We start from the raw sequence: 22,794 nt of genomic DNA, 5'->3' as shown, positions 1-22,794 counted from the left end.
CGGCCGGCCTTCAACATTCAAGCTGCAGGTTGCTAAGATCGTCGGCATGGCGAAGCGTGGCGGGGCGGACGAGGATCGACGCGCCCGGGGCGAGCAGACCCGCCGCGACCTGATCGACGCGGGTCGCGACCTGTTCGTTGAACGCGGGTTTTTCAACACGAGCATCAGTGACATCGTGACCAGGTCGGGCGTCGGGACGCGCGGCGCCTTCTATCACCACTTCAAGGACAAGGCCGAGCTGTTTCGAGCCGTATTCGAAGATGTCGAGAACGATCTGACGCTCCGGTCCATCGCCGCCCCCCCGCCGGGCGCGGACGCCTGGGAGCGACTCACGCGCGGATTGCACGGATTTCTCGAAGCCGCACAGGAACCCGCGGTGCAGCGGGTGATACTCGTCGACGGCCCGGTGGTACTGGGCTGGCAGACCCTTCGTGAAATCCAGGAGGGCAACAGCATCGCCCTCATCAACGAGGTGGTCCGCGAAGCGATCGCCGAGGGCATCATCGACGACCAACCCGTCGGGGAGCTGACGCACATGCTTGTCGCCGCGCTCGAGGAGGCCTCGCTTCTGGTCGCGCACTCCGCGAACCCCCATAGGGCGCGTCGTCGGGCCGCCAAGATCCTCGACCGGCTCCTGCTCTCTTTTGCCGTCGACCCTCACACGATGCTGCGGCGCTGATCGTTGAAGCCAACTCATGGAGGCCGCCGCCGTTATGGAAATGCATATTTCCGGAAATCGAAATAGTTCCTCCGCCTAGCTGATAGCCTCGTTCTCAACCTCTGTGCCCAAGGAGACCCATGCAGCCCGAAGACATGATCTTGGTGAGCGTCGACGACCATTTGGTGGAGCCGCCGAACCTGTTCGACGGCAGGCTTCCAAGCAAGTACGCGGACGCGGCGCCCCGGGTCATCCGCCGACCCGATGGCTCGGAAGTATGGACGTTCAACGATGCCATCATCCCCAACATCGGCCTGAACGCTGTGGCGGGTCGCCCACGCGAGGAATACGGCGTCGAGCCGACCGCCTTCGACGAAATGCGCCCGGGATGCTACGACATCCATGAGCGGATCAAGGACATGAACGCCGGCGGTGTGCTGGGATCGATGTGTTTCCCGTCTTTCCCCGGCTTCGCGGGCCGGCTGTTCGCCACCCACCCCGACAAGGACCTCGCCCTCGCCGTCACCCAGGCATATAACGACTGGCACATCGACGACTGGTGCGGCTCGTATCCTGGGCGCTTCTTGCCCATGGGGCTGCCCGTGTTGTGGGATCCCGAATTGTGCGCCAAAGAGATCCGCCGCAACGCCGACAAAGGCTGCCACTCGGTCACCTTCACCGAGAACCCCGCCACGCTCGGCTTCCCGAGCTTCCACGACGAGTACTGGGATCCGATGTGGCGGGCGCTGTCGGACACCAACACGGTGCTCTCGGTCCACTTGGGCTCCTCCGGCAAGATCACCATGACCGCCGACAACGCGCCCGTCGACGTCATGATCACGCTGCAGCCGATGAATGTGTGCTCGGCGGCCGCCGACCTGTTGTGGTCGCGCGTCATCAAGAAGTTCCCGGACGTCCGCTTCGCACTTTCCGAGGGCGGCACCGGCTGGATCCCCTACTTCGTCGACCGACTCGACCGAACCTACGAAATGCATCACCTGTGGACCGGTCAGGACTTCGGAAACAGACTGCCCAGTGAGGTGTTCCGGGAACGCTTTCTGACCTGCTTCATCGCCGATCCGATCGGAATCAAACTCCGCCACGACATCGGCATCGACAACATCGCCTGGGAGTGTGACTACCCGCACTCCGACTCGTCGTGGCCAGCGGCACCCGAGGAGCTTGCCCTGGTCATGGTCGACCTCCCCGACGACGAGATCAACAAGATCACGTATGAGAACGCATGCCGTTGGTACTCATTCGACCCGTTCCAGCACCGCACCCGAGAACGATGCACGGTCGGCGCGCTGCGCGCCGAAGCCGGTGACCACGATGTCGAGATCCGTAGCTTCGACCATGGCCGGTTCGAACGCACCGCGGGCGCGACCCTCGGCACTATGAGCGCCAAGCTCGATGTCTGACAACGAACAACGGCCGTTGCGAGTCGCGGTCGTGGGCGCCTCCTCCGGTCTGGGCCGGTGCATCGGAATCGGGCTCGCACGCCGGGGCGCGCACGTCGCGTTGTTGGCGCGTCGATACGACAAGCTGGTCGACGCGGCCAAGGAAGCGGGCAACGGAGCCGTGGCGGTGGCGTGCGACGTCACCATTTCCGACACCTGCCACGACGCGATGTCCGAAGTGGTCGGCGCGCTGGGCGGTCTTGATGCCCTGGTCTACACCACCGGCATGGGCGTGCTCGCGCCACTGCGCGAGATGACGGCGGGACAATGGGCGCAGCTGTTCGCCACCAACGTGACCGGCGCTTCGCTCGTCACCGCCGCCGCCGCGCCACACCTCGCTGCCTCGGCGGGATCGGCCGTATACCTGTCCTCGCTCAGTGCGTCCTACACGACTCCGTGGCCATTGCTCGGAGCCTACGCCGTGACCAAGGGCGCTCTCGACAAGCTCGTCGAGGCGTGGCGCATCGAACATCCGGAGATCGGCTTCACCCGCCTCGCGGTGGGTGACAGTCTCGGCGGCAGCGGTGACGCGCAGACCGAGTTCAACAAGGCCTGGGATCCCGACGCGTTGGAGACGGCCATCCGATATTGGATGGAGAACAAGTACATGCTTGGCGGGTTGATTGACGTCGAGCATCTGACCGATGTAGTCAACTCCGTGATCCGTTGCGGCAACAGCAGTTTCATCCCCTACCTAACCCTTGCCCCGCGCACCTCCGACGCAGTGAAGGTACTTCGCAAATGGTGAACCACGAACCGCGAATGTTGATCGATGGGAAGCTCGTCGAATCCGAGACCGGGCGGCACTTCGAGAACATCAACCCGGCGACAGAGGAGGTCCTGGGCACCACCAGCGACGGGACACGCGCCGACATGGAGCGTGCGATCGCCGCGGCGCGGCACGCGTTCGACAATACCGAGTGGTCGCGCGACGGCGAGGCGCGGGCCGCCGGCCTCCGGCAGCTGCAGGCGGCGCTGGAAGCCGAACGCGAGGACTTGCGAGCCGAACTGGTCGCCGAAGTCGGCTGTCCCGTGTTATCCACCTATGGACCGCAGCTCGACGTACCCCTCAAGGAGGCCCTCTCCTGGCCTGCCGACATGATCAGCGAATTCACCTGGAAGCGGTCGCTTCCCGACAAGGACGCGTTCGGCATGGGCAGCCTGACCGCCCGGGAGGTGTGGAAGGAACCCATCGGTGTCGTCGGCGTCATCACCCCCTGGAATTTTCCCTTCGAGATCATCCTCAATAAGATCGGTCCCATCCTCGCTATGGGCAACACGTGCGTGCTCAAGCCCGCCCCGGACACACCCTGGAACGCCACCAGGATCGGTCGAATCATCGCCGAGCAGACCGACATCCCGCCCGGCGTCATCAACGTCGTGCCATCGTCTGATCACCTTGTCGGCGAGGTGATTTCGACGTCGCCACTGGTCGATATGGTGGCGTTCACCGGTTCGACGGCCACCGGCAGGCGCATAATGGCCGCCGCCGCCGAAACCGTCAAGCCAACGTTTCTCGAGCTCGGCGGCAAGTCCGTGTACCTGGTTCTCGACGAGGACGGAGACATCAGCGGGCCGGTGGGTGGCAGCGCATTCATCTGCATGCACGCCGGGCAGGGCTGCGCGATGCCCACCCGCCTGCTCGTTCCCAACTCGCGCTACGACGAAGCCGTCGAGATCGTCACGGCTGCAATGGAGAAAAACAAATACGGCGACCCCACCGATCCCTCGGTGCTGCAGGGCCCGTTGGTTTCCAAGAAGCAGCAAGATCGGGTGCTCGGTTACATCGAGAAGGGCAAGCAGGAAGGTGCCCGGCTGGTCACCGGCGGCGGTGTGCCCAAGCATCTTCCGAAGGGCTACTTCGTAGAGCCAACGGTGTTTGCGAATGTCGACAACAAGATGACCATCGCGCAGGAGGAAATCTTCGGGCCGGTGCTGTCGGTCATCGGGTTCGACGGCGACGAGGATGCAGTGCGGATCGCGAACGATTCGATCTATGGCCTGTCCGGCGTCGTGTTCGCCAATGACCTCGACCGCGCGAAGTCCGTGGCGAGCCGCATCAGAACCGGGACGCTCGGAATCAACGGCGGCCTCTGGTACGGCGCCGACGCCCCGTTCGGCGGCTACAAGCAGTCCGGCGTCGGCCGGCAATGCGGCATCGAAGGACTCGAAATCTTCACCGAGACAAAGACCGTCGGCTGGCCGGCCGCCTGACTCCCAACGAAAGAAGCGACAATGAAGTCCAAAGCAGCGGTGTTGCGCGGCGTCGGTATCGATTGGGAAGTCACCGACGTCGAGCTCGATCCTCCACACGCCGGCGAGGTTCTGGTCAAGATGGCCTATGCCGGCATCTGCCATTCTGACGAGCACTTCTATACCGGCGACAGTGTGCCGACGGCCGAGATGGAAGAAATGATGCGGGCGTCCGGCATTTCGGTGCCCGAGTGGTTCCCGATGCTCGGCGGCCACGAGGGCTCCGGCGTGGTCGAAGCGGTCGGTCCCGAGGTGAAGACCCTCAAACCTGGTGACCATGTGGCGATCTCGTTCCTGCCTGCCTGCGGCAGCTGCCGGTGGTGCGCGACCGGGCACACATACCTGTGCGACATTGGCTCCGACATCTACAGCAAGGCAATGACCACCGACGGCACCCGGCGTCGGCACCTCGGTGACGAGGACCTGATGGCGATGATGCAGGTCGGCACCTTCTCCGAGTACGTGGTGGCATCCGAGCGCTCGCTGGTGAAAGTGAATGATTGGATCCCCCTGGAGGCCGCGTCACTGGTGTCCTGCGGTGTGACAACGGGATTCGGCTCGGGATCCGTCGCGGCAGGTACGCGAGCGGGCGACACGGTCGTTGTGATTGGCGTCGGCGGAATCGGCATGAACGCGGTGCAGGGCGCCAAGGTCGCGGGCGCCAAGCACATCGTCGCCATCGACCCCAACGAATTCAAACGTCAGATCGCGCCGACGTTCGGCGCAACCCACACCGCTGTCGATGCCGGTGCGGCAGTGGAACTGGTCAAGGAGATCACCTGGGGAGTCATGGCCGATCGCGTCGTTCTCACCCCCGGGGTGGTGCCCGCAGACCTGATCTTTACGGCGATGATGTTGTTGCGCAAGGGCGGAACCTGCGTGCTAACGGGGATGGCCAAGATCACCGACATGATGGTGCCGATGATGCTCGGCGACATGGTCAACTCCTGCAAGACCTTCAAAGGGGCGCTCTACGGCGAGATGAACCCGCGCGAAGCCATGCCCAAGCTGCTATCCATGTACGAGGCAGGCCTGATCAAACTGGACGAGCTGGTCACTCAGAAGTACAAGCTCGACGACATCAACGAGGCCATGAAAGACCTTCGCGCCGGCAAGAACATTCGCGGCGTCATCGCCTTCGAGTAGACACGGCTATCAACGCACTTCGGGGAGGGTACCGTGATTCGACTCAGCGGTTGGGATGCGTCGATGTTGTACTCGGAGACTCCGACCGTGCACATGCACACTATCAAGGTCGCCGTTCTGGACCTGGCAACCGATGAAGAGCATTACGGCATCGAACAGTTCCGCCAAGTGATCGCCCGACGGCTTTACAAGTTGGATCCGTTCCGGTTCGAACTGATCGACATTCCCTTCAAATTCCATCACCCGATGTGGCGGGAAAATGTCGAAATAGATTTGGACTACCACGTCAGGGCGGTCCAGGTGGCGAGCCCCGGCGGCCGGCGTCAGGTGGACGAGGTGGTCGGCGAAATAGCGAGCACGCCGTTGGATCGCAGCAGACCACTATGGGAGCTCTACCTGCTCGAGGGTCTTGCCGACAACAGGGTGGCGGTCGTCGGAAAGATCCACCACGCACTCGCCGACGGTGTGGCAGCGGCGAACCTCTTGGCAAAGGGGATGGATCCCGGCCTCGCTTTGGATGACGAACGCGACGGTTACCCGACAGAGCCGGTGCCGTCTCGCACGGCGCTCGTCGTGTCGGCGCTGGGTGATCATCTGCGGCAGGTGGGGCGTCTGCCCTCGGCGGTCCGGTACACCGCTGACGGCCTGCGACGGGTTCGCGCGAGCAAGCGGCGATTGTCACCGGAACTGGCGTGGCCATTCACACCTCCCCCCTCCTTCATCAACCACAAGCTCGACGCCACAAGGCGTTTCGCCACGGCGGCGCTACCGTTGCGCGACGTCAAGGAGACGGCTTCTCAGCTCGGCGTGACCATCAACGATCTGGTTCTCGCGATTTCCGCGGGTGGGTTGCGCGCTCTGCGGCAGCGCTACGACGGCGACGCGGACGAGCCGCTGCTGGCGTCGGTGCCGGTGAGCTTCGACGTCTCGCCGGACCGGCTCTTCGGGAATCGGTTCAGCGGCATGCTCGTACCGCTGGCAAGTGATGTCGACGATCCCATCAAGCGGGTGTATGCCGCTCGCGCGGCCGCCAGCACCGCCAAAGAGAACCATCGGCTGCTGGGCCCCGAGCTCGTCTGCCGGTGGTCCGAATACCTGCCGCCCGCTCCAGCAGCCGCGTTGTTTAGGTATCTTGCGCGCCGCAGTTCGCGAAACAAGATCTTCACGCTGCCGATCTCCAATGTGATGGGGCCGCGTGAGCGTGGCCAATTGAACAACAGGATCGTCTCCGAGATCTACTCGGTGGGCCCGCTGACCGTGGGCAGCGGCTTGAACATCACGGTATGGAGTTATGTCGACCAGCTCAGCATCTCGGTGCTCGCCGACGGACTTACCCCCGGGGATCCACATGAACTGACCGAGGCAATGGTTGACGACTTCGTAACCATCCGCTGCGCCGCCGGACTCTCGTCGACGCTTTCCGCAATTCCGGGAGTGATGGCTCCCTAGCAGGCGCCGCTCGCCGTGACGGCATCGGTCCGGCCCCGCGTAAGCGCGAGCCAACGCCTTGACGCACGGAAGGGCGCTCCCGATGCGATCGCAGCGAGTGACGAAACACCCTATTGCTGCGAAATTTTTCGAGCAGTGGGTCCAACGACGGAGTACGGTAGTGACGATGAGGCGAACCCCGCGTCAGTCCCGCAGTAATTCGACCCGCCGTATCGCCGAATTGTTCTTGGTCACGGCACCCACCGCATACTTGACAGCTGTCAGCAAGACCATGCCACGGCTTCCCGGCGTAGGGACACAACTGCAGCCGCTTGCCGACGCCGCCGCAATGGGCGCATGGATGTATCGACAAATTCCCGGATTCCTCGAAGCAGCAACGCGTTCGAAGCCGTCCGACACACCTCGGTTGCGGCAGCGATACTCCCACCAAGACGCGGTAACGGCGTGCGAGACCTCACTCAGCGGCTTGGCACGAGACGACCGAACGGAGTGGCCACTCCCGACGCGCCGACCACCTTTGTTCGACCGACCCGATTTGCGTCGACGATACGTTTACCAGGCCGACGTTTCCTACGGCCCGGATCGTTCCCAGGTGCTCGACGTCTGGCGCGCCCGCGAAGCACCCGTTAGGCCGGCACCCACCTTGATATACGTGCCCGGTGGGGCATGGCTGCACGGCAGCCGACGTTATCAGGGCCATACGTTGTTGGCTCATCTCGCCGAACGCGGTTGGCTGTGCCTGGCCATCGACTACCGCGTCTCACCGCGACACCGCTGGCCGCGTCACATCATGGACGTCAAAGCTGCCATCGCGTGGGCTCGCGCGAACGTGAGCACCTTCGGTGGCGATCCGGGCTTCGTCGCTATTGCCGGCGCCTCGGCGGGCGGCCATCTGGCCACCCTTGCGGCGCTCAGTCCGGGCGATGCCGTATTCGATTGCGAACAAGGCGGAATCGACACAAGAGTCGATGCGGCGGTGTCGTTATACGGACGCTACGACTGGGAGGATCGGTCAACACCGGAACGCGACCGCTTCATGGGGTTCCTGGAGAATCTGATCGTCAGGCAGACGCAACGTAATGCGCCCGCGGTGTTCCGCAACGCATCCCCTATCGCACGGATCGGTGAAGGCGCTCCGCCGATGATGGTCGTTCACGGCAGCGGGGACTCCGTCATCCCGGTCGAGCAGGCGCGTGACTTCATCCGTGAATTGCGTTCGCGATCGTCGTCGTTCACGGGATACCTCGAATTGCCGGGCGCTCAACACGGGTTCGATCTCATCGACGGCGCCCGCACCGGTGTCACCTGTTCCGCGGTCGGTCGGTTCCTGGACGCGATCTACCTGGAGTGCACCAAGTCGCTTGCCGGTTAACGCCGGCCCGCTACACGGATTCGTTGTCCGGGACCGACTCCGGCCATCGGCTGCGTATCGTGCGCCACGGCTCCGCGAAATGCCCTGGCGCTCCGTGATAGGGAGACCGCCGTGCAAGCATCGGCCGAAGGACAGGCACCAGCGCCCGCAGCGGAAAGCGGAGAAGCCCGACCCGGGCGCGAATTTCGTCAAGCATGTGCGGCCACGGGTGGTTCTGAAATGCCAGTGCTTCCTCGGCGGGCTCCGTTTCCATCCAGTCACAGACGAACCATTCGTCGTCGTCATCGGGGTCGCCCACCCGTCCGCGGGGATAGGCACCCCCAAGCCCCAACGCCGCCACCAGCGCCGGCCCGACATCTCCCTGCAGCTGGCGGTGTGATCGGTCACCGGCGATCAAAAGCGTACGGCCCACCACGTCCGCGGTTGTCGCCGACGCGAAGGCGGCGGCGACGTCGCGAACGTCGACCGTGGTGATTCGTCCGTCGACGGGAAAGCTCCACTCCATGAACAACTGATCAGCTCCCACCGTCATCGCGCGCAGATCGGTGGAGATGATTGCGCCCAGCCGGAGTATGACCCACGGCAGTGACGAACTGCGCACTACCGCCTCCGCCTCAATCTTGTGCTGGCCGTAGCAGTCAGAGGCGCGAAGCGGCGTCGAATCGGTGAGTAGGTCGTCACCGCGATGTGGATTACGTGCACCGTAAACGGCCACACTGGAAGCCTGTACAAAGCGGGGGCGGTTAGGAAGTTGCCGGGCGGCATCGACCAACGTCGCTGTCGCACCGACGTTGACCGCCCGTGCGACCCGGACATTTCGATAGCACACCGGCGGAATCACCGCCGCGAGATGCACCACCACGCTCGGCTGGACGGCCGCGACGAGCCTGCCTACGGCAGCGGCGTCGGTCAGGTCGGCAAAGCGGACGTCGACGTCAGCCGCGAACTGCCGAGCGGCCTTGCGGTTCCGCTTGGTGTCGAGGTCGGTGGCCACCACGTCGGCTCCGCGAGAAGACAATTCGTTCACCGTGTAGCGCCCGACGAGGCCCAGCGCTCCGGTGACAAGCACTCTGTCCGGCATAGACAAAACCATCTCCCATCCCGCCCTCCCTCCGCAAGGGTGCACGCCATGCAAGCACATGACACCGGGGGCACGCGACCGGGCGAGGTTCATGCAGCGCTGGCGGATGCATATATTCTCATTAATGAGTATGGTCGTTTCCGCAATCGCCCTGCCGCCCCGTCGTGCCGACGTGGCCTCTTGGAATGCCTGAAAATGGTTTTTTTAGCCGGTGGTTTGGATGCGATCAAGGCCGAGTACCCGAAGCAGCTCGAGGGCCTGCGCGGCGCTGCTGCCCGGCTCAGCAGTATGGACGATGAGTTTCTGACCGACTTCGGGTAGATGGAACATCTCGCAGTCCAACTCGATTTCGCCGATCTCTTGATGGACGAACACTTTGGTCGAGGAACGGCGTACGGACACCTCATGCTCGTCCCACAGTCGGTCGAATTCAGCACTGCCGGCCCGCAGCCGGCGGACCAGTTCGGCGCCGCGCGGGTCGGCGGGATGAGTCGCTACGGCTGCCCGAAGGTTGGCGACGTGGCTGCGGGCCGTCGCCAGATGATCGGCTTGCCTAAACGGGTTGTGACCGGACGGTCCGCGGCAGAAGAAGAGCACATTCACGTTGCGATCGGCGTCCGACAACGCGCTGAAGTCGGTGCCCACCAACGCCTCGGCCGTGGGCGTCCACGCCAGTATGAACCCGAGGTCGTCGACAACGGTGGCGGGCAGGTCGCGAAGACGGTCCAGCAACCGCAGCACACCGGGCCGTACATGGTCGGAGCTGCGGCCTAGCCGCGGCGCCTCCTCGCCGACCAAATGGAACAGGTGATCCCGCTCGTCGTCGGTCAGCCGCAGCGCGCGGGCCAGTGCGGCCAGCAACTGGCGGGACGGGCGAGGACCGCGGGCCTGCTCCAGCCGGGTGTAGTAGTCGCACGACATGCCGGCCAGAGCGGCGATCTCCTCACGTCGCAGGCCTGGCGTCCGACGCCGCCGACCGGCCGGCAGGCCGACAGCCTCTGGCTGCAGTGCGGCCCGTCGGCGGCGCAGGAAGTCGGCCAGGTTCGTAGCGTCCATCGCTCCATCCTGGCCTCGATCCGGCAGCTCAGCCAGGGATCGTCAGTCCCAGCCTCAACAGGTCTCTGCCGCCGGTGATCGATCGACCGCACAGTCGTATGCATGACCACACTGATTACAGGCGCAACAGGCAAAGTAGGTAGTCGATTCGCCAGGCGGATGCATGCGGCGGGCGAGCCCGTTCGGCTGCTCGTGCGCAACAGTGCGAGCCCAATCCCGGTGGGGGCTCACATCGCCGTCGCTGATCTGCGCGACGAGGCGGCCGTGCGCGACTCGCTTGACGGAGTCACCGCTATCGTCCACATCGCCAGCTCATTTCGGACCTTCTCGGCCGAGGAAATGGCAGAGACGGACATCGCCGGCACCGCCGGACTAGCCAACGCAGCGCTGGATGCGGGAATCACTAAATTCGTCTACACCAGCACCAATCAGGTGTATGACGGCTGCGACTATGGCCGGCCGGCGACCGAGGATGACCCGGTGGGCACCGACCTGCACCCCTATCCCGCCGCTAAGGTTGAGGTCGAGAATCGGCTTCGTTCGCTGCACCATCAGCGTGGGTTGGACTTGCGGATCGTCCGGCTGCCGTTCGTTTACGGTGACGGCGACCCGCACGTCGCCGACGCGGCCGCGATGCTCGCGGCCCGGCCGTTGCACCAACGGTTGCCTACCGCTCACCACGCCGACGTGAGCCAGGCACTGCTGCGAGCCCTCCGCGCGGAAGGCGTCGGCGGCCGGACCTACAACCTGTGCGACGACGCTCCGATGACCCTCTACGAGATCTACCAACTGCACAACCTTCGGCTACCCGAGCACGCGGAAAGGCCAGACCAAATAGTGTCGCCCTTCGCGGACCCCTCGCCATGGCAGCACACTGTGAGCACGGCGCGAATCCGCCGTGAGCTTGGCTTTCGCCCTCTCTATCCGACGGTAACCCACGCAGCGGAGGCCGGCGCACTTTAACCCAACCGTGTGCGAAATGTGATGCCCGCCCATATCTTTCCCACCGGCACACCAGGTATCTCGGGAAGATGAAAGACAACGTCTTTCAGTTAGGGCAGAAAGACAATCCGCTGGTCCGCGCCGAGCGTTTCTGTCCATGCGGTGGTGACGTCGCTGAGTGGGATCGTGCGGGTGCGGATGTCGAATGCTCCTGCGGTGATGGCTTGGGCGATCTTAGGGACTTCTTTACGGAAGTCGTGGCCGGGCACTGAGCCGACGCCGCTTCCGACGATCTGCAGGCGCGTGGACCGCAGTGCGGCCGAGGCGATCTCGGTGCTTGACCCGGCCATCGAGCCGACTTCGATCCAGACGAGGTCTTTGCCGCGGTCACGGCGGTGCGTGAGCACGTCGACTATGCCTTTGGCGCTGGGTTGTCCCCAGAGGTAGTCGATGACGACATCGACGTCGCCGGCCGTACAGAGTTGGTCCAGAGTGAGCACGCGGTCGGCGCCGAGCGCAGCGAGTTCACTGAGCCGCTCGACATTGCGGCCAGCTGCAATGACGTGTTTGGCGCCGAAGCGTTTGGCGACCTGGATCGCCGCGCGTCCGGCGTTGCCCGTTGCGCCGAGGATGAGAACGCTCGATCCCCGTTTGAAGCTGATGCGATGTCGCAGCGCGACCCATGACGACATGGCGGGATTCATGGTGGCCGCCACCGCGATTGGATCAGCGTCTTTAGGCAACGCCACGCTGCGGTCTTTTTCGATGACCGTGCGCTGGGCCATCGTGCCGTATATGGTGTCATCGAGCAGGGCGTAGTAGAGCTTGCCCTTCGCGTCGCGGACCACCGCGTCGATGCCCGGCACTAGCGGTAACTTTCCGGTGCTGCTGTAGTGCGATCCATTCGCTTGGGAACGCACGCGCGGATGTAGCGCGGCCGCGACAACGTCGACGACTATTTCACCGTTATGTGCGGCCTCGGGATCAGGGAAGTCGTCGTAGCGGGGAGGGTCATCGAATGCGCTGACAACTGCGGCTTTCATGGTGTTCCTTGCCCTTTCTGATCCGCATGAAGCGGAATGCACACGTAGTCGGGTCTCCATGCGGATCTGCACGGCGGCCGCGGTGACTGCGCTGACCGTCTTTAGATGGTAAGGCGAACTATTATAGTTCGCAATACGAATCTTTATCGTGTAGGGTGCGGACTATGATCCCGGACAGTTCTCCAACCCAGCGTCGTCTCGACGAGCTGCGAGATGCACTGGTGCAAATGTCTTTTGCGTTGATGGCTGTACTTACGGAAGTAGCGGCCGAACACGATCTGTCGCTGACGCAACTGAGGGTCCTGGGCATCCTGCGTGATCGTGAGCCGACGATGGCCGACCTCGCAAACTACACGGGGCTCGAGCGCTCCACGATGAGTGGACTAATCGACCGTGCCGCCCAGCGCGGGCTGGTTGCCAAGGCCTGTGACCCCCTCGACGGCCGCTCGGTGCGGGTGAGTCTGACTGCCCAGTCCCGCCACCTGGAGCGCCAGATCACCGCCTCAGTGGCTGAGCGGATCGCCCCCTTGCTCGCACATTTGAGCATCAACGAGCAGCAACGACTCACCGGGCTGCTGACCAAAGCGCTCGCGCAGCGCCACCACAACTGATCGCACGAAAGGGCAGCGCCGTCTGCTTGGAATCTGCCACGCCACCCCAATACCGTTGAGGTACAGCGTATTTCGCAAGTCCAGCAGCTTAAGCCCGATAGCCATCGCGTGGCGCCAAGGCGGATCGCAACCTTGGTCAACTCACAGGATTCTCGTCTTCGTGGCGGCTCCGCCATGTTGGGTGAAGACCTACACACCGCTCCGGCGGTGCGATCCGGCCGGCCGCAACATCTGACATTGACTAATGTCACCATTTGGGATTGACTGCGTTCCATGGCGGACGGTGTTCCGGCTCGCGGGTCACTGCAGTCCCGTGCGGCGGCGGCGATAAGTGCTTACACTCTGCGGCCGATCACCGGCATGATCCCGCCCGATCGTGCATGGGGTTTGTGGCTGTCGCGCCAGATCATCGCAGGCATCATGGGAGCGTTCGGGCCATCGCTGGCGGGCACGCGCGTCGAATCGGTCGATACCACCCTGCCCGACGGCCGACGGGTCAAGGGTGAATGGGTTTATGGACCGCGAACACCCACCAGCGAGACCGAACGGTCGTCAATCACCGAGGGTGCGATCTACTATCTGCACGGCAGCGGATACGCCGTATGTTCGCCAAAGACGCACCGCCGCTTGACCTCCTGGCTGTCGGCCCTGACCGGGCTGCCGGTATTCAGCATCGATTACCGACTCGCCCCAAAGCATCGCTTCCCCACCGCAGCCGACGACGTCCGCGCGGGCTGGGACTGGCTGGTCAACACCTGCGGTGTGCCACCGAAACAGGTTGTGATCGCCGGTGATTCGGCGGGCGGTCACCTGTCGGTGGACTTGCTGCTGCAGCCAGAGGTCGATCACCCCGCCGCCATGGTGCTGCTCTCTCCGCTGTACGACCTCACGTTCGAGCTGTCAGTGGCGCGCGAACGGATTCGGCCCGATCCCGCCACCCGGGCGGCGAGCGCGGTCCGCCTGGTCGGCCTGTACCACAGCGGCATCGAGCTCACCCACGAACGGCTGACGCTCGATGTCGCCGGCGGCGCCGCGCTCCCGCCTACCCTGATCCAGGCCGGTGGTGCCGAGATGCTGCAGGAGGATGCGCGCCAGCTTGCCGCCGACATCCGCACCGCCGGTGGCCGATGCGAACTGCAAATCTGGCCCCACCAGGTGCACGTCTTCCAGGCGTTGCCGCGGATGACGCCCGAAGCCGCCAAGGCCATGGCCTACGTCGCGCGGTTCATCGCGCACGCCCTGCAGGATGCCCGCGCCGCGACCGAGGAGGTCCACTGACCATGTTCGGCCCCGTAGACAGACTGCTCAACCGGTCGAAGACCAGCCACGGCGCTTCGGCGGTGGTGACCGGCGCCGGAAGCGGTATCGGTGCCGCCTTCGCCGTCGAACTGGGCAAGCGTGGTGGCGCGGTGGTGTGCAGCGACATCGACGAGGCCGCCGCGCAGCGGACGGCCGACGCGATCACCCAACGGGGTGCCAAGGCGGTGGCAATCCGTTGCGATGTCTCAACATTCGAGGATGTACAGGCGCTTGCCGAGCAATCACGCGCCTGGTTTTCGGGGCCGCCCACGCTGGTGATCAACAACGCCGGCGTCGGCGCCGGCGGCGCCGCCATCGGCGATGCGCCCCTCGACGATTGGGTCTGGACCTTGGACATCAACCTATGGGGACCGATCCATGGCTGCCACGTCTTCACCCCCATCCTGCGGGAAGCCGGTCGGTCGCACCCTGCTCGCGGCATCATCAACGTCGCCTCCGCTGCGGCGTTCGGAGCGGCCCCGGGCATGGCCGCCTACAACGTCAGCAAGGCCGGGGTCCTGTCGCTCTCGGAAACCCTCGCCGCCGAATTAGCCGGCACCGGGGTGCGAGTCACCGTGCTGTGTCCGACCTTCGTCAAGACCAACATCGTCGAGTCCGGCCGCATCAGCGAGGAGTCCAGCGAGTTGGCCAACAAGTTGATGCGCTGGACCGGATTCTCGGCTGACAAGGTCGCACGGATCTGCCTCGACACACACGACCGCGGCGACCTGTACTGCATGCCGCAACTCGACGCCAAGATCGGCTGGAACGTCAAGCGCCTTGCACCGCAGTTGTATACGCGTGCCGCCGGTCTGGTGTCCCGCATCAACCTGCCCTGATTACCCGACGACGAAGGAGGGCCGCTGTGGCCATCGATATGGAAGCCATGCTCGCCAAGATCAAAGACCGGCAGTGGGCGCTCGCCGACATCGACTGGGACGCCCCCGGCGCCGAAATGATCACAGATGAACAGCGGCCACAGCTCAAGGCGTTCATGGCCGACCTGTGCTGGATCGAGAACATCGGCGCCAGGGGCTTCGCGGCGCTGGCGAAGAAGGCGCCCACACCGACCATCGCCGAGATCTATCGCTACTTCCACGCCGAGGAGCAGCGCCACGCCAACGCTGAACTGGCGCTGATGAAGCGCTGGGGCATGCTCGAGGACGGTGAGATCCCCGAGCCGAACGTGAACATCCGACTGGCGATCGACTGGTTGGACCGCTGGGCCGACGACATGCCGTTGTCTCTGCTCGGCACCGTCATTCCCATGCTCGAAGTCGCACTAGACGGCGCCCTGTTGAAATTCCTCCTCGACGAGGTGCACGACCCCCTTTGCCACCAGGTTTTCGAGAAGATCAACAATGACGAATCACGCTATCTGGTCGTCGATTTCGAAGTTCTCGACCTGATCGGGCACGCGAAGATCCGGCGGTTACTGATCGACTTCGTCGGCCACAATGCCACACCGGGTCTGATCATCGGCGCGATCATGGGCGCACCACTGATCAATAGGATCCGCAACGAGATCATCGCCATGGGCATGGAGCCAGAGCGGCTTTACCGGGCAGTGAAGCGATTCAAAGAACTTGGTGATCGCGGCGAACGTACCAGGCGGGTACCGACTTATCGTTTCCTGAGGCGCTACGCTGCAGTGGTCACAAATCCACGCCACCCGTATCACTTGCTGGCGAATTCGATGGTGTGGCTGTCCGACCGATATCCACGGCCCCTGCTTCCGTCGGTGCCGAGTTGGGTTGGAGAACTCACCCACGAGCCGGCGGCGTGACCATGGCGAACAACCGCGCTCATGCGGCACTCATCATCGGGGCAGGCTTCACCGGACTGGGAGCGGCGATCCGCCTGGCGGAAGCCGGTATCGACGACATCGTGATGCTGGAGCGCGCCGACCGTGTCGGCGGAACCTGGCGCGACACAACGTATCCGGGTGCCAGCTGCGATGTCCCGTCGCTGCTGTACTCGTACTCCTTCGTCAAGAACCCGACCTGGTCACGCACCTACTCCCCCGCTCCGGAGATATACCGGCACCTCGAGGACATGGCGGACAGGTTCGACATTCGTAGCCGGATCAAGTTCGGCCACGAAGTCAAGGACCTGGCCTTCGACGAGGCAGCCGGCGTCTGGACCGCGACCACAAAGAACCGCAAGAAGTTTCGCGCCCGCACCGTCGTGCTGGCCTCCGGCCCGCTGTCGGACGTCAGCTTCCCCGACATCCGGGGCCTGGACAGCTACCGCGGACACAAGGTCCACAGCGCACGCTGGGACCACAACTACGACTTCACCGGCAAGCGCGTCGCGGTGATCGGCACCGGCGCGAGCGCCATTCAGATCGTGCCCGAGTTGGTGAAGCGCGCCGGGTTCGTCAAGGTGTTCCAGCGCACGGCGTGCTGGGTGCTGCCGAGGTTGGACGTCGCCACCCCGCCGGCCGTGCAATCCTTGTTCGCCAAAGTCCCTGCCACCCAACAGCTTGCGCGCCAAGCGCTGTACTGGGGCCACGAGGCCAGCGCGACGGCGCTGGTGTGGGACACCCCGCTCACGTCGCTGGTCGCCCGGCTCGGCCGCGCCCACCTGCGCGCCCAGGTGAAAGACCCGTGGTTGCGGCGGCAGCTGACGCCGGACTTCCGCCCGGGCTGCAAACGCATGCTGGTGTCCAGCGAGTACTACCCCGCCCTCCAGCGCGACAACTGCAAGTTGATCGACTGGCCGATCGCCACGTTGAGCCCGGCCGGCATCCGCACCAGCGACGGCATCGAACATCACCTCGACTGCATCGTGTTCGCCACCGGTTATGACGTGCACCTGACCGGTCCGCCCTTCCCGGTCACCGGGCTGGGCGGTCGGTCGCTGGCCACCGAATGGGCCGACGGCGCACAGGCTTACAAGAGCATCAGCGTGCACGGCTACCCGAACCTGTTCGTCATGACCGGGCCCAACTCCGGGCCCGGTCACAACTCGCTGCTGGTCTACATCGAGGGTCAGCTGGAGTACGCGGTGCGCGGCATCACCGCCATTCTCGACAACGACCTGCGTTGCCTCGATGTGCGCGAAGAGGTTCAGCGCCGCCACAATGACAGCATTCAGCGCCGCCTCACGAGGACGACGTGGATGTCCGGTTGCCGCAGCTGGTACCTCACCAAGGACGGATACAACGGGTCGATGTACCCCGGCTTCGCGACGCAGTATCTTCGCCAGATGAGGGATTTCCGCTACGGGGACTACCAAGTGGTGGCGCGTGATGCCCAGGCGCTTGCCGCCGCCTCGGGCTGACATGGCACCCGACCGTTCCTCGAGACCCGAACCCGGCAGTATCGCCAGCGTGCTGCACAACGTGCTGCGTGCGCCCAAGCGGGTCCGGCGCCAGTCGCGGGAGTACCGGCAATTGATCGAGACGGCGGTCTCGCAACTGTTCGACGCGGCGGCCCGACACCCGCAAGGCGTTCCGACATCCGGTGAGTACCGGATCGACGACCTCGCCCGGCTGGCGGGCACGACCACGCGCAATATCCGGGTCTACCGCGACCGCGGACTGCTTCCTCCGCCGTTGCGCGTGGGCCGCATCGCGCTGTTCAACGACACCCACCTCACCCGACTGCGGTTGATCACCTCGATGCTCGACCGTGGATACAACATCGCGCACGTGCGGGAAATGCTCAGCGCCTGGGAAGAAGGCAAGAACCTGGGTGACGTGCTGGGCCTGGAGACGGCCATCGTGGGCACCTGGACCACCGAGAAGCCCGAGACCATGCCACTGCTCGACGCGCAGCGACTCGTTGACGACCGGGAGGCGTTCGACCGGCTGGTGGCGCTGCAGGTCATCCGGGTCGATGGCCCGCGCGCCACAGTCACCCGTCCGAAACTGATCGAGGCATTCAACGAAATCCGTGGCTACGGCGTCAAATTGGAGAAGCTCGTTGATCTGCACGAGCAGATCGTGCCCGAGATCGACAAGATCAGCGACATGCTGGTGCGTGCCGGCGCCGAGCACGTGCTGGACCGCATCAGGCCAGGCGAGCCTCTTCCGGCGGACGCCGAAATCGCCGAGCTGATCACGATGCTGGTGCGCTTCCGGACGCAGGCCGTGGCGACGGTCACCGCGACGCTCGCGTCGTCGATCGAGTCGAATATCGAGTCACTGGTGAGCCGGATACTCGCCGACTATCTCGAGTCGACTTCCTCCGCCTAACGAGCGCCCTCGACCTGTCGGTGCCGGATCCATCATTTCCAGGACCGGAGATTACCGCGCATTCCGCTGCGTGACGGCAACAGAGTCGATGTGGGCAGCTACTACTAGACAAAAGTCTAATTAATCCCTAGAGTCCAGACCGGAAGTATGTATTATCCCGTCATTACAGGATGACAGTATGGCAGCAGTTGGACGCTGTTGCCAATCGCTTACAACTGAAGGAGATTGAGCAATGCGCAAGATTGACAGGCGCGTGTTGAAGCGCCTCTTGGTGGCCACTTCGTGCGCCGCATCCATCATGCTCACGACATCTGGCTGCTTCTACAGCACCACGCTTTCCCTCGCTTTTTGACGGTTGACGGGCACCTCGGCGCGGGGTGCCCGCTCGCCGCCAGGACCACGGCATCCCAGGGTTGGGACGGCGCGCAACAGCCCGACTCCAGGTACTTACCGGAGGTACTTACCGGCTAAAGGCCGTGGCCAACTGAGCGCGGCAACCGGCTAGGCGATCAGCCTTGACGACTGAACCACCCGTTGCGCCCCGTGACGGACTTCGCGCACTGGGACTTCTATTCGGTCGCGAAAGCCGTAGATGATGCCTAATTGCGGTGTAGACAAAGCCGCCAGCTTGCCCAGGAAAAGGAACCAATCTTCCTTGAGGCGGTCGATACGTGCGCTAAGCATGGAACTTCCTGATCTTCACGCTATGAGGGGGATCGAGGAATTCCCCGACCACCCTGGTTTCAAACGTTCAGACTCGCCGACGCGGACGGCGGGGGTCGCAACGCGTCGTGACGCACGCCGAGGCCGTGGCCGGCCAGGGGCGAGCGGACCGGGTGAAACTGACGCCGGGAATGACCAGCTGTTCGAAACAGGTGAATGCCGAGCGGGTCACGCCGGTCGGTCATCACGACCTGTTCAGTGGCCGCTCAGCGTCAGCGTGCCTTCGGTTCGAAGCACCTTGCTGGCCGTGATTCTTTCGGTTTTGCGGGCCTCACGCTCGAGATAGCGCTGCTTGGATTCGTCGAACTTGTCGGAGGCCTGCTCGAGCTCCTTGACCAGCACAGCGAGATCGTCGCGCATCCGCGCGGCGTCGCCGGTGAAGTCCTCGCGTTCGAAGATGCGCCACTTCCTGAGCACGGGCATCACCACCTCGTCGAGGTGAATACGTGGGTCGTACACGCCGCCGACGGCAATGATCACCGCCTTGCGCCGGAATTCCGGCACCGTGAAGCCCGGCATCTTGAAGTTGCGCAAGATCTTGTGCACCGACTTCATCGCCTGATTCGGGGCAATGTCCAGGCCCGCCGCGCTGACGTCCCGGTAGAAGATCATGTGCAGGTTCTCGTCGTGCGAGACGCGGGCCATCAGCTGCTCGGCGATGGGTTCTTGCGACGCTTTACCGGTGTTCCGGTGCGAGACGCGCGTCGCCAGCTCCTGAAACGAGACGTACATGACCGAGTCGAACAGGCTTTCGGCAAACATGTCGCCCTGCTGATTCTGCCCGGGGCTGAAGCCCCTGGTCATCTGCTCGAGCCGTAGCCGCTCCAGCGCCACCGGGTCGACGGCGCGGGTGACCACCAGGTAGTCACGCAGCGCCGTGCTGTGCCGAGCCTCCTCGGCCGTCCACCTGTTGACCCACTGACCCCACGGGCCGTCCATGCTGAAGTTCATCGCGATCTCGCGGTGATAAGAGGGCAAATTGTCCTCGGTCAGCAGGTTCTGAACCATCGCCACCTGCGCGACGTCCGGGAGCCGACTCTGCCCAGGTTCCCAGTCCTGACCGTCGGCCGCGAAGAAGTTCTTGCCGTCCGACCACGGGACGTAGTCGTGCGGATTCCACTCTTTGAACATCGCCAGGTGGCGGTTGAGCAGGCCCTCGACCACGGGCTCGAGCTCGTGGAGTAGCTGCAGGTTAGTCAGGTCCTTAGACACGAAGCCCTCCAGTTATGTGTGCCGTCAAGTAACGCGCAATGTATCTGTGTCATTCGGTTACACAAAGATGCCATGCGAGAAACTCGACCAACTAGGGCCAAAGGTCCCCTACGCCAAGGGCCGCTTACAGCGGCACGCGAGGGAGCGGACGGGTATTACTGCCGCGCGACCAGATAGGGCGCGAGGGTCGACAGCTTTTCGCAGGTCTCTTCGAATTCGCGCTCGGGCGTGGACTCTTCGATGATCCCCGCCCCCGCGCGCAACCACGTCTTGCCGTCGCGTTCGTACGCCGCGCGCAGCGTCAGCGCAGCGTCCAGGCCGCCGTCGGCCGAAAACATCACGACCGCCCCCGAATACAGCCCGCGCGGGCCCTCGTCGAGGCGCAGGATCGCTTCGACGCCGCCCGCCTTCGGGATACCCGACGCGGTGACCGCCGGGAAAAGCGCTTCCAGCGCGTCCATCCGGTCATTCGACGGACCTAGCCGCCCGCTGACCGTTGAGCCGAGGTGCTGCACGCTGCCGCGCTCGCGCACCGTCATGAAGTCCGTCACCACCGCGCTGCCGGGTTCGGCGATCTCGGTCATCTCCTGCAGCGAGCTGCGAACCGAAATCGCATGTTCCACAATCTCTTTGGAGTTGGATTCCAGGTCGTCGCGGGCCTGCCGGTCGCGCGCCACACCGCGACCCAGCGCGCGGGTGCCCGCCAACGGCTCGGTCACCACGATGCCGTCATCGTGGACCGCCGCGACAAGTTCGGGGCTGTAACCGACGGCGCGAATTCCGCCCAGCCGCAACAAGAACGACCGCACCGGGGTGTTGTGACGACGACCGAGCCGGTAAGTGGACGGGAAGTCCAGGGGGAAAGGAACTTCCAGAGACCGGGACAGGATCACTTTGTGATAGCGGCCCCCCGCAATCTCCCCAACGGCTGATGCCACCCGGCCGCGATAATTGGACGGGTCGGCGATCACGTCGACGGGGCGCGCCGCGCGCACCTCGGGTAGGCCGTCGGCCAACAAGCCGAGGACCGTGTCGCGGTGCGCCGCGGTCGCGCCCCACAACTGGACCTGTTCCCGCGTCACCACAATGCGAGTGCGCGGCCAGAACACGCGGGCCAACGGGGTTCGCGGGGCCAGCCGTTGCTGCAGCCCATACCGGTAGACGCCGAACTCGAAGGCGATCCAACCGAAGAGCTGATCGGTCTCCAGCAACAGCCTGTCGACGGCTTCACCCAGGACCGGCCCGGGCCGCCCCGACCACTGTTGGCGCTGGATCACGCCGTCCCGGACGACCCGCACCTCGTGGCTGTCGAGCTCGATCATCGCGCGCACACCGCCGGCCAGCACCCATTGCCCGCCGCACTCGTAGACCAGGTACTCCTCGCCGGCCTGTTCCGGCAACCGCCTGGCCAGCTCGGCGACCAGGTCGGCCGGATGCACGTGTGCGGGGAGCGGAATCGGCGCTGACGTGGAGCCGGCAGAACTCGTCTGAACGCTGACCTCGGTCACGGTTAGTAAATGTAGCCTAACCTATCTAAGAACACGCAACCTGTCCCGCGACGGCCGGCAAATCCGGTCGATGATGCTAAAACCTTCGTGGAGCTAAGGCGCCGGCCTGTACCGCTCATGGCGCAGATCGAACCACCATCTCCCGGACCGCTGCTACTTACCGCAGGTAGACGACCCGCAGCGAGCCCGCACCATCGCAGCACACCGTGGCCAGACCGACGTGGCTTCTCCTGAATTCGGGGCCGAGACCGTGCGAATGCGCTGGCCGAGAGATTTAATGGACGCGGTGGCGCTCCCTGCGGCGTGAGTGAAGGAGTGGCGGTGAACTTTGGTGGAGAGGCTCGTGCTTGATCCGAGAGCGACGCCATGTTCGTGATCCGGCTAGCGAACGGCGAAGAGATCCAGGGCAGCGAGAGTGATGAGCTCGAGATCAACCAAGAGACCGGTGTGCTCGCGGTCTCACGGGTAGACGGCCTGGAGGAAATCACCACCTACTACTCGCCGACGGCATGGCTGTCGGTGACGCACCGCAAAAAGGGCGTCGGGGTCAGGCCCTCCGCTATTTCGTCGGCCCGTTGATTCCTGTGCTCACCACACAGCAAATGCACAGCATATTCCCACCAAATCCACGCTCTCCGCGCCAGAGCCGCGCGGCCGGAAGGCCGCGGACAGCGAGCCTCTGACCTGCGGTTTTGCCTGCCGCCGCCACGCCTGCATCGATTCGACACGCCTGCACTTCATACTTTGCATCCGAGTGGCGGTTTGACATCGCCGGGGATA

21 protein-coding genes are annotated in these 22,794 nt (G+C 64.2%); 15 read left to right on the top strand and 6 right to left on the bottom strand.

What is annotated here, in order from left to right:
• The first annotated feature begins 46 nt into the window (after window positions 1–46).
• The 7 genes from ACEL92_RS09265 to ACEL92_RS09235 all read left to right on the top strand — a co-directional run bounded on the left by ACEL92_RS09265 (window position 47) and on the right by ACEL92_RS09235 (window position 8,338).
• On the top strand, window positions 47–679 hold the full coding sequence (locus tag ACEL92_RS09265) for a TetR/AcrR family transcriptional regulator (RefSeq protein ID WP_374025290.1): 633 nt from the start codon (window positions 47–49) through the stop codon (window positions 677–679).
• A gap of 119 nt (window positions 680–798) precedes the next feature.
• Window positions 799–2,079, top strand: coding sequence for an amidohydrolase family protein (locus ACEL92_RS09260; protein ID WP_374025289.1), 1,281 nt, complete (start codon window positions 799–801; stop codon window positions 2,077–2,079).
• Window positions 2,072–2,866 (top strand): SDR family oxidoreductase, encoded by a 795-nt coding sequence (locus ACEL92_RS09255; RefSeq protein ID WP_374025288.1) that lies wholly within the window; start codon window positions 2,072–2,074, stop codon window positions 2,864–2,866. The genes ACEL92_RS09260 and ACEL92_RS09255 overlap by 8 nt, the downstream gene beginning before the upstream one ends.
• Entirely contained in the window at window positions 2,860–4,332 is a 1,473-nt protein-coding gene (locus ACEL92_RS09250; RefSeq protein ID WP_374025287.1) for an aldehyde dehydrogenase family protein, read from the top strand. The genes ACEL92_RS09255 and ACEL92_RS09250 overlap by 7 nt, the downstream gene beginning before the upstream one ends.
• 21 nt (window positions 4,333–4,353) lie before the next feature.
• On the top strand, window positions 4,354–5,517 hold the full coding sequence (locus ACEL92_RS09245) for an NDMA-dependent alcohol dehydrogenase (protein ID WP_374025286.1): 1,164 nt from the start codon (window positions 4,354–4,356) through the stop codon (window positions 5,515–5,517).
• 33 nt (window positions 5,518–5,550) lie between these two features.
• The gene (locus tag ACEL92_RS09240; protein WP_374025285.1) at window positions 5,551–6,966 is read left to right on the top strand and encodes a wax ester/triacylglycerol synthase family O-acyltransferase; all 1,416 of its coding nucleotides are present in this window, start codon (window positions 5,551–5,553) and stop codon (window positions 6,964–6,966) included.
• 166 nt (window positions 6,967–7,132) lie between these two features.
• Window positions 7,133–8,338, top strand: coding sequence for an alpha/beta hydrolase (locus tag ACEL92_RS09235; protein ID WP_374026138.1), 1,206 nt, complete (start codon window positions 7,133–7,135; stop codon window positions 8,336–8,338).
• Between the two features lie 10 nt (window positions 8,339–8,348).
• Here ACEL92_RS09235 and ACEL92_RS09230 read toward each other — a convergent pair whose 3' ends face one another.
• Complete coding sequence (locus ACEL92_RS09230) at window positions 8,349–9,419, bottom strand: NAD-dependent epimerase/dehydratase family protein (RefSeq protein ID WP_374025284.1); 1,071 nt, start codon at window positions 9,417–9,419, stop codon at window positions 8,349–8,351.
• A gap of 204 nt (window positions 9,420–9,623) precedes the next feature.
• On the bottom strand, window positions 9,624–10,475 hold the full coding sequence (locus tag ACEL92_RS09225) for a helix-turn-helix transcriptional regulator (protein WP_374025283.1): 852 nt from the start codon (window positions 10,473–10,475) through the stop codon (window positions 9,624–9,626).
• A 102-nt stretch (window positions 10,476–10,577) separates the two neighbouring features.
• On the opposite strand from ACEL92_RS09225, the gene ACEL92_RS09220 reads away from it, so the two are divergent.
• Window positions 10,578–11,438, top strand: coding sequence for an NAD-dependent epimerase/dehydratase family protein (locus ACEL92_RS09220; protein ID WP_374025282.1), 861 nt, complete (start codon window positions 10,578–10,580; stop codon window positions 11,436–11,438).
• An 89-nt stretch (window positions 11,439–11,527) separates the two neighbouring features.
• Here ACEL92_RS09220 and ACEL92_RS09215 read toward each other — a convergent pair whose 3' ends face one another.
• On the bottom strand, window positions 11,528–12,283 hold the full coding sequence (locus tag ACEL92_RS09215; protein WP_374025281.1) for a zinc-binding dehydrogenase: 756 nt from the start codon (window positions 12,281–12,283) through the stop codon (window positions 11,528–11,530).
• Between the two features lie 341 nt (window positions 12,284–12,624).
• Between ACEL92_RS09215 and ACEL92_RS09210 the strand changes: the two genes are divergently transcribed.
• The 6 genes from ACEL92_RS09210 (at window position 12,625) to ACEL92_RS09185 (ending at window position 18,571) form a co-directional block, all read left to right on the top strand.
• Window positions 12,625–13,071, top strand: coding sequence for a MarR family winged helix-turn-helix transcriptional regulator (locus ACEL92_RS09210; protein WP_374025280.1), 447 nt, complete (start codon window positions 12,625–12,627; stop codon window positions 13,069–13,071).
• Window positions 13,072–13,344: 273 nt separating this feature from the next.
• Window positions 13,345–14,349, top strand: a complete 1,005-nt coding sequence (locus tag ACEL92_RS09205; RefSeq protein ID WP_374025279.1) for an alpha/beta hydrolase — start codon at window positions 13,345–13,347, stop codon at window positions 14,347–14,349.
• A 2-nt stretch (window positions 14,350–14,351) separates the two neighbouring features.
• Window positions 14,352–15,209 (top strand): SDR family NAD(P)-dependent oxidoreductase, encoded by an 858-nt coding sequence (locus ACEL92_RS09200; protein WP_374025278.1) that lies wholly within the window; start codon window positions 14,352–14,354, stop codon window positions 15,207–15,209.
• 26 nt (window positions 15,210–15,235) lie between these two features.
• Complete coding sequence (locus ACEL92_RS09195) at window positions 15,236–16,156, top strand: ferritin-like domain-containing protein (protein WP_374025277.1); 921 nt, start codon at window positions 15,236–15,238, stop codon at window positions 16,154–16,156.
• A gap of 2 nt (window positions 16,157–16,158) precedes the next feature.
• Window positions 16,159–17,655 (top strand): flavin-containing monooxygenase, encoded by a 1,497-nt coding sequence (locus ACEL92_RS09190; RefSeq protein WP_374026137.1) that lies wholly within the window; start codon window positions 16,159–16,161, stop codon window positions 17,653–17,655.
• A gap of 1 nt (window position 17,656) precedes the next feature.
• On the top strand, window positions 17,657–18,571 hold the full coding sequence (locus ACEL92_RS09185; protein WP_374025276.1) for a MerR family transcriptional regulator: 915 nt from the start codon (window positions 17,657–17,659) through the stop codon (window positions 18,569–18,571).
• Between the two features lie 501 nt (window positions 18,572–19,072).
• Here ACEL92_RS09185 and ACEL92_RS09180 read toward each other — a convergent pair.
• From ACEL92_RS09180 to ACEL92_RS09170, 3 genes are all read right to left on the bottom strand, one after another.
• Complete coding sequence (locus tag ACEL92_RS09180; RefSeq protein WP_374025275.1) at window positions 19,073–19,255, bottom strand: hypothetical protein; 183 nt, start codon at window positions 19,253–19,255, stop codon at window positions 19,073–19,075.
• 234 nt (window positions 19,256–19,489) lie between these two features.
• Window positions 19,490–20,506 (bottom strand): acyl-ACP desaturase, encoded by a 1,017-nt coding sequence (locus ACEL92_RS09175; protein WP_374025274.1) that lies wholly within the window; start codon window positions 20,504–20,506, stop codon window positions 19,490–19,492.
• A 155-nt stretch (window positions 20,507–20,661) separates the two neighbouring features.
• Window positions 20,662–22,014 (bottom strand): salicylate synthase, encoded by a 1,353-nt coding sequence (locus ACEL92_RS09170; RefSeq protein ID WP_374025273.1) that lies wholly within the window; start codon window positions 22,012–22,014, stop codon window positions 20,662–20,664.
• Window positions 22,015–22,380: 366 nt separating this feature from the next.
• Between ACEL92_RS09170 and ACEL92_RS09165 the strand changes: the two genes are divergently transcribed.
• Complete coding sequence (locus tag ACEL92_RS09165; protein ID WP_374025272.1) at window positions 22,381–22,593, top strand: hypothetical protein; 213 nt, start codon at window positions 22,381–22,383, stop codon at window positions 22,591–22,593.
• Window positions 22,594–22,794 lie beyond the last annotated feature (201 nt).

Origin of the sequence: Mycobacterium hainanense (assembly GCF_041890355.1) — a bacterium.
Classification (GTDB): domain Bacteria; phylum Actinomycetota; class Actinomycetes; order Mycobacteriales; family Mycobacteriaceae; genus Mycobacterium; species Mycobacterium hainanense.
Note: the sequence above shows the minus strand (reverse complement) of the source record. Positions and strands in the feature narration are given on the sequence as shown.

What these genes read in the sequence shown, in the direction of transcription:
- ACEL92_RS09180 (WP_374025275.1), bottom strand. Translation starts at nt 19,255, where the DNA reads ATGCTTAGCGCACGTATCGACCGCCTCAAGGAAGATTGGTTCCTTTTC.
- ACEL92_RS09225 (WP_374025283.1), bottom strand. Translation starts at nt 10,475, where the DNA reads ATGGACGCTACGAACCTGGCCGACTTCCTGCGCCGCCGACGGGCCGCA.
- ACEL92_RS09220 (WP_374025282.1), top strand. Translation starts at nt 10,578, where the DNA reads ATGACCACACTGATTACAGGCGCAACAGGCAAAGTAGGTAGTCGATTC.
- ACEL92_RS09185 (WP_374025276.1), top strand. Translation starts at nt 17,657, where the DNA reads ATGGCACCCGACCGTTCCTCGAGACCCGAACCCGGCAGTATCGCCAGC.
- ACEL92_RS09235 (WP_374026138.1), top strand. Translation starts at nt 7,133, where the DNA reads ATGAGGCGAACCCCGCGTCAGTCCCGCAGTAATTCGACCCGCCGTATC.
- ACEL92_RS09165 (WP_374025272.1), top strand. Translation starts at nt 22,381, where the DNA reads ATGTTCGTGATCCGGCTAGCGAACGGCGAAGAGATCCAGGGCAGCGAG.
- ACEL92_RS09245 (WP_374025286.1), top strand. Translation starts at nt 4,354, where the DNA reads ATGAAGTCCAAAGCAGCGGTGTTGCGCGGCGTCGGTATCGATTGGGAA.
- ACEL92_RS09210 (WP_374025280.1), top strand. Translation starts at nt 12,625, where the DNA reads ATGATCCCGGACAGTTCTCCAACCCAGCGTCGTCTCGACGAGCTGCGA.
- ACEL92_RS09200 (WP_374025278.1), top strand. Translation starts at nt 14,352, where the DNA reads ATGTTCGGCCCCGTAGACAGACTGCTCAACCGGTCGAAGACCAGCCAC.
- ACEL92_RS09230 (WP_374025284.1), bottom strand. Translation starts at nt 9,419, where the DNA reads ATGCCGGACAGAGTGCTTGTCACCGGAGCGCTGGGCCTCGTCGGGCGC.
- ACEL92_RS09250 (WP_374025287.1), top strand. Translation starts at nt 2,860, where the DNA reads ATGGTGAACCACGAACCGCGAATGTTGATCGATGGGAAGCTCGTCGAA.
- ACEL92_RS09205 (WP_374025279.1), top strand. Translation starts at nt 13,345, where the DNA reads ATGGCGGACGGTGTTCCGGCTCGCGGGTCACTGCAGTCCCGTGCGGCG.
- ACEL92_RS09190 (WP_374026137.1), top strand. Translation starts at nt 16,159, where the DNA reads ATGGCGAACAACCGCGCTCATGCGGCACTCATCATCGGGGCAGGCTTC.
- ACEL92_RS09255 (WP_374025288.1), top strand. Translation starts at nt 2,072, where the DNA reads ATGTCTGACAACGAACAACGGCCGTTGCGAGTCGCGGTCGTGGGCGCC.
- ACEL92_RS09260 (WP_374025289.1), top strand. Translation starts at nt 799, where the DNA reads ATGCAGCCCGAAGACATGATCTTGGTGAGCGTCGACGACCATTTGGTG.
- ACEL92_RS09265 (WP_374025290.1), top strand. Translation starts at nt 47, where the DNA reads ATGGCGAAGCGTGGCGGGGCGGACGAGGATCGACGCGCCCGGGGCGAG.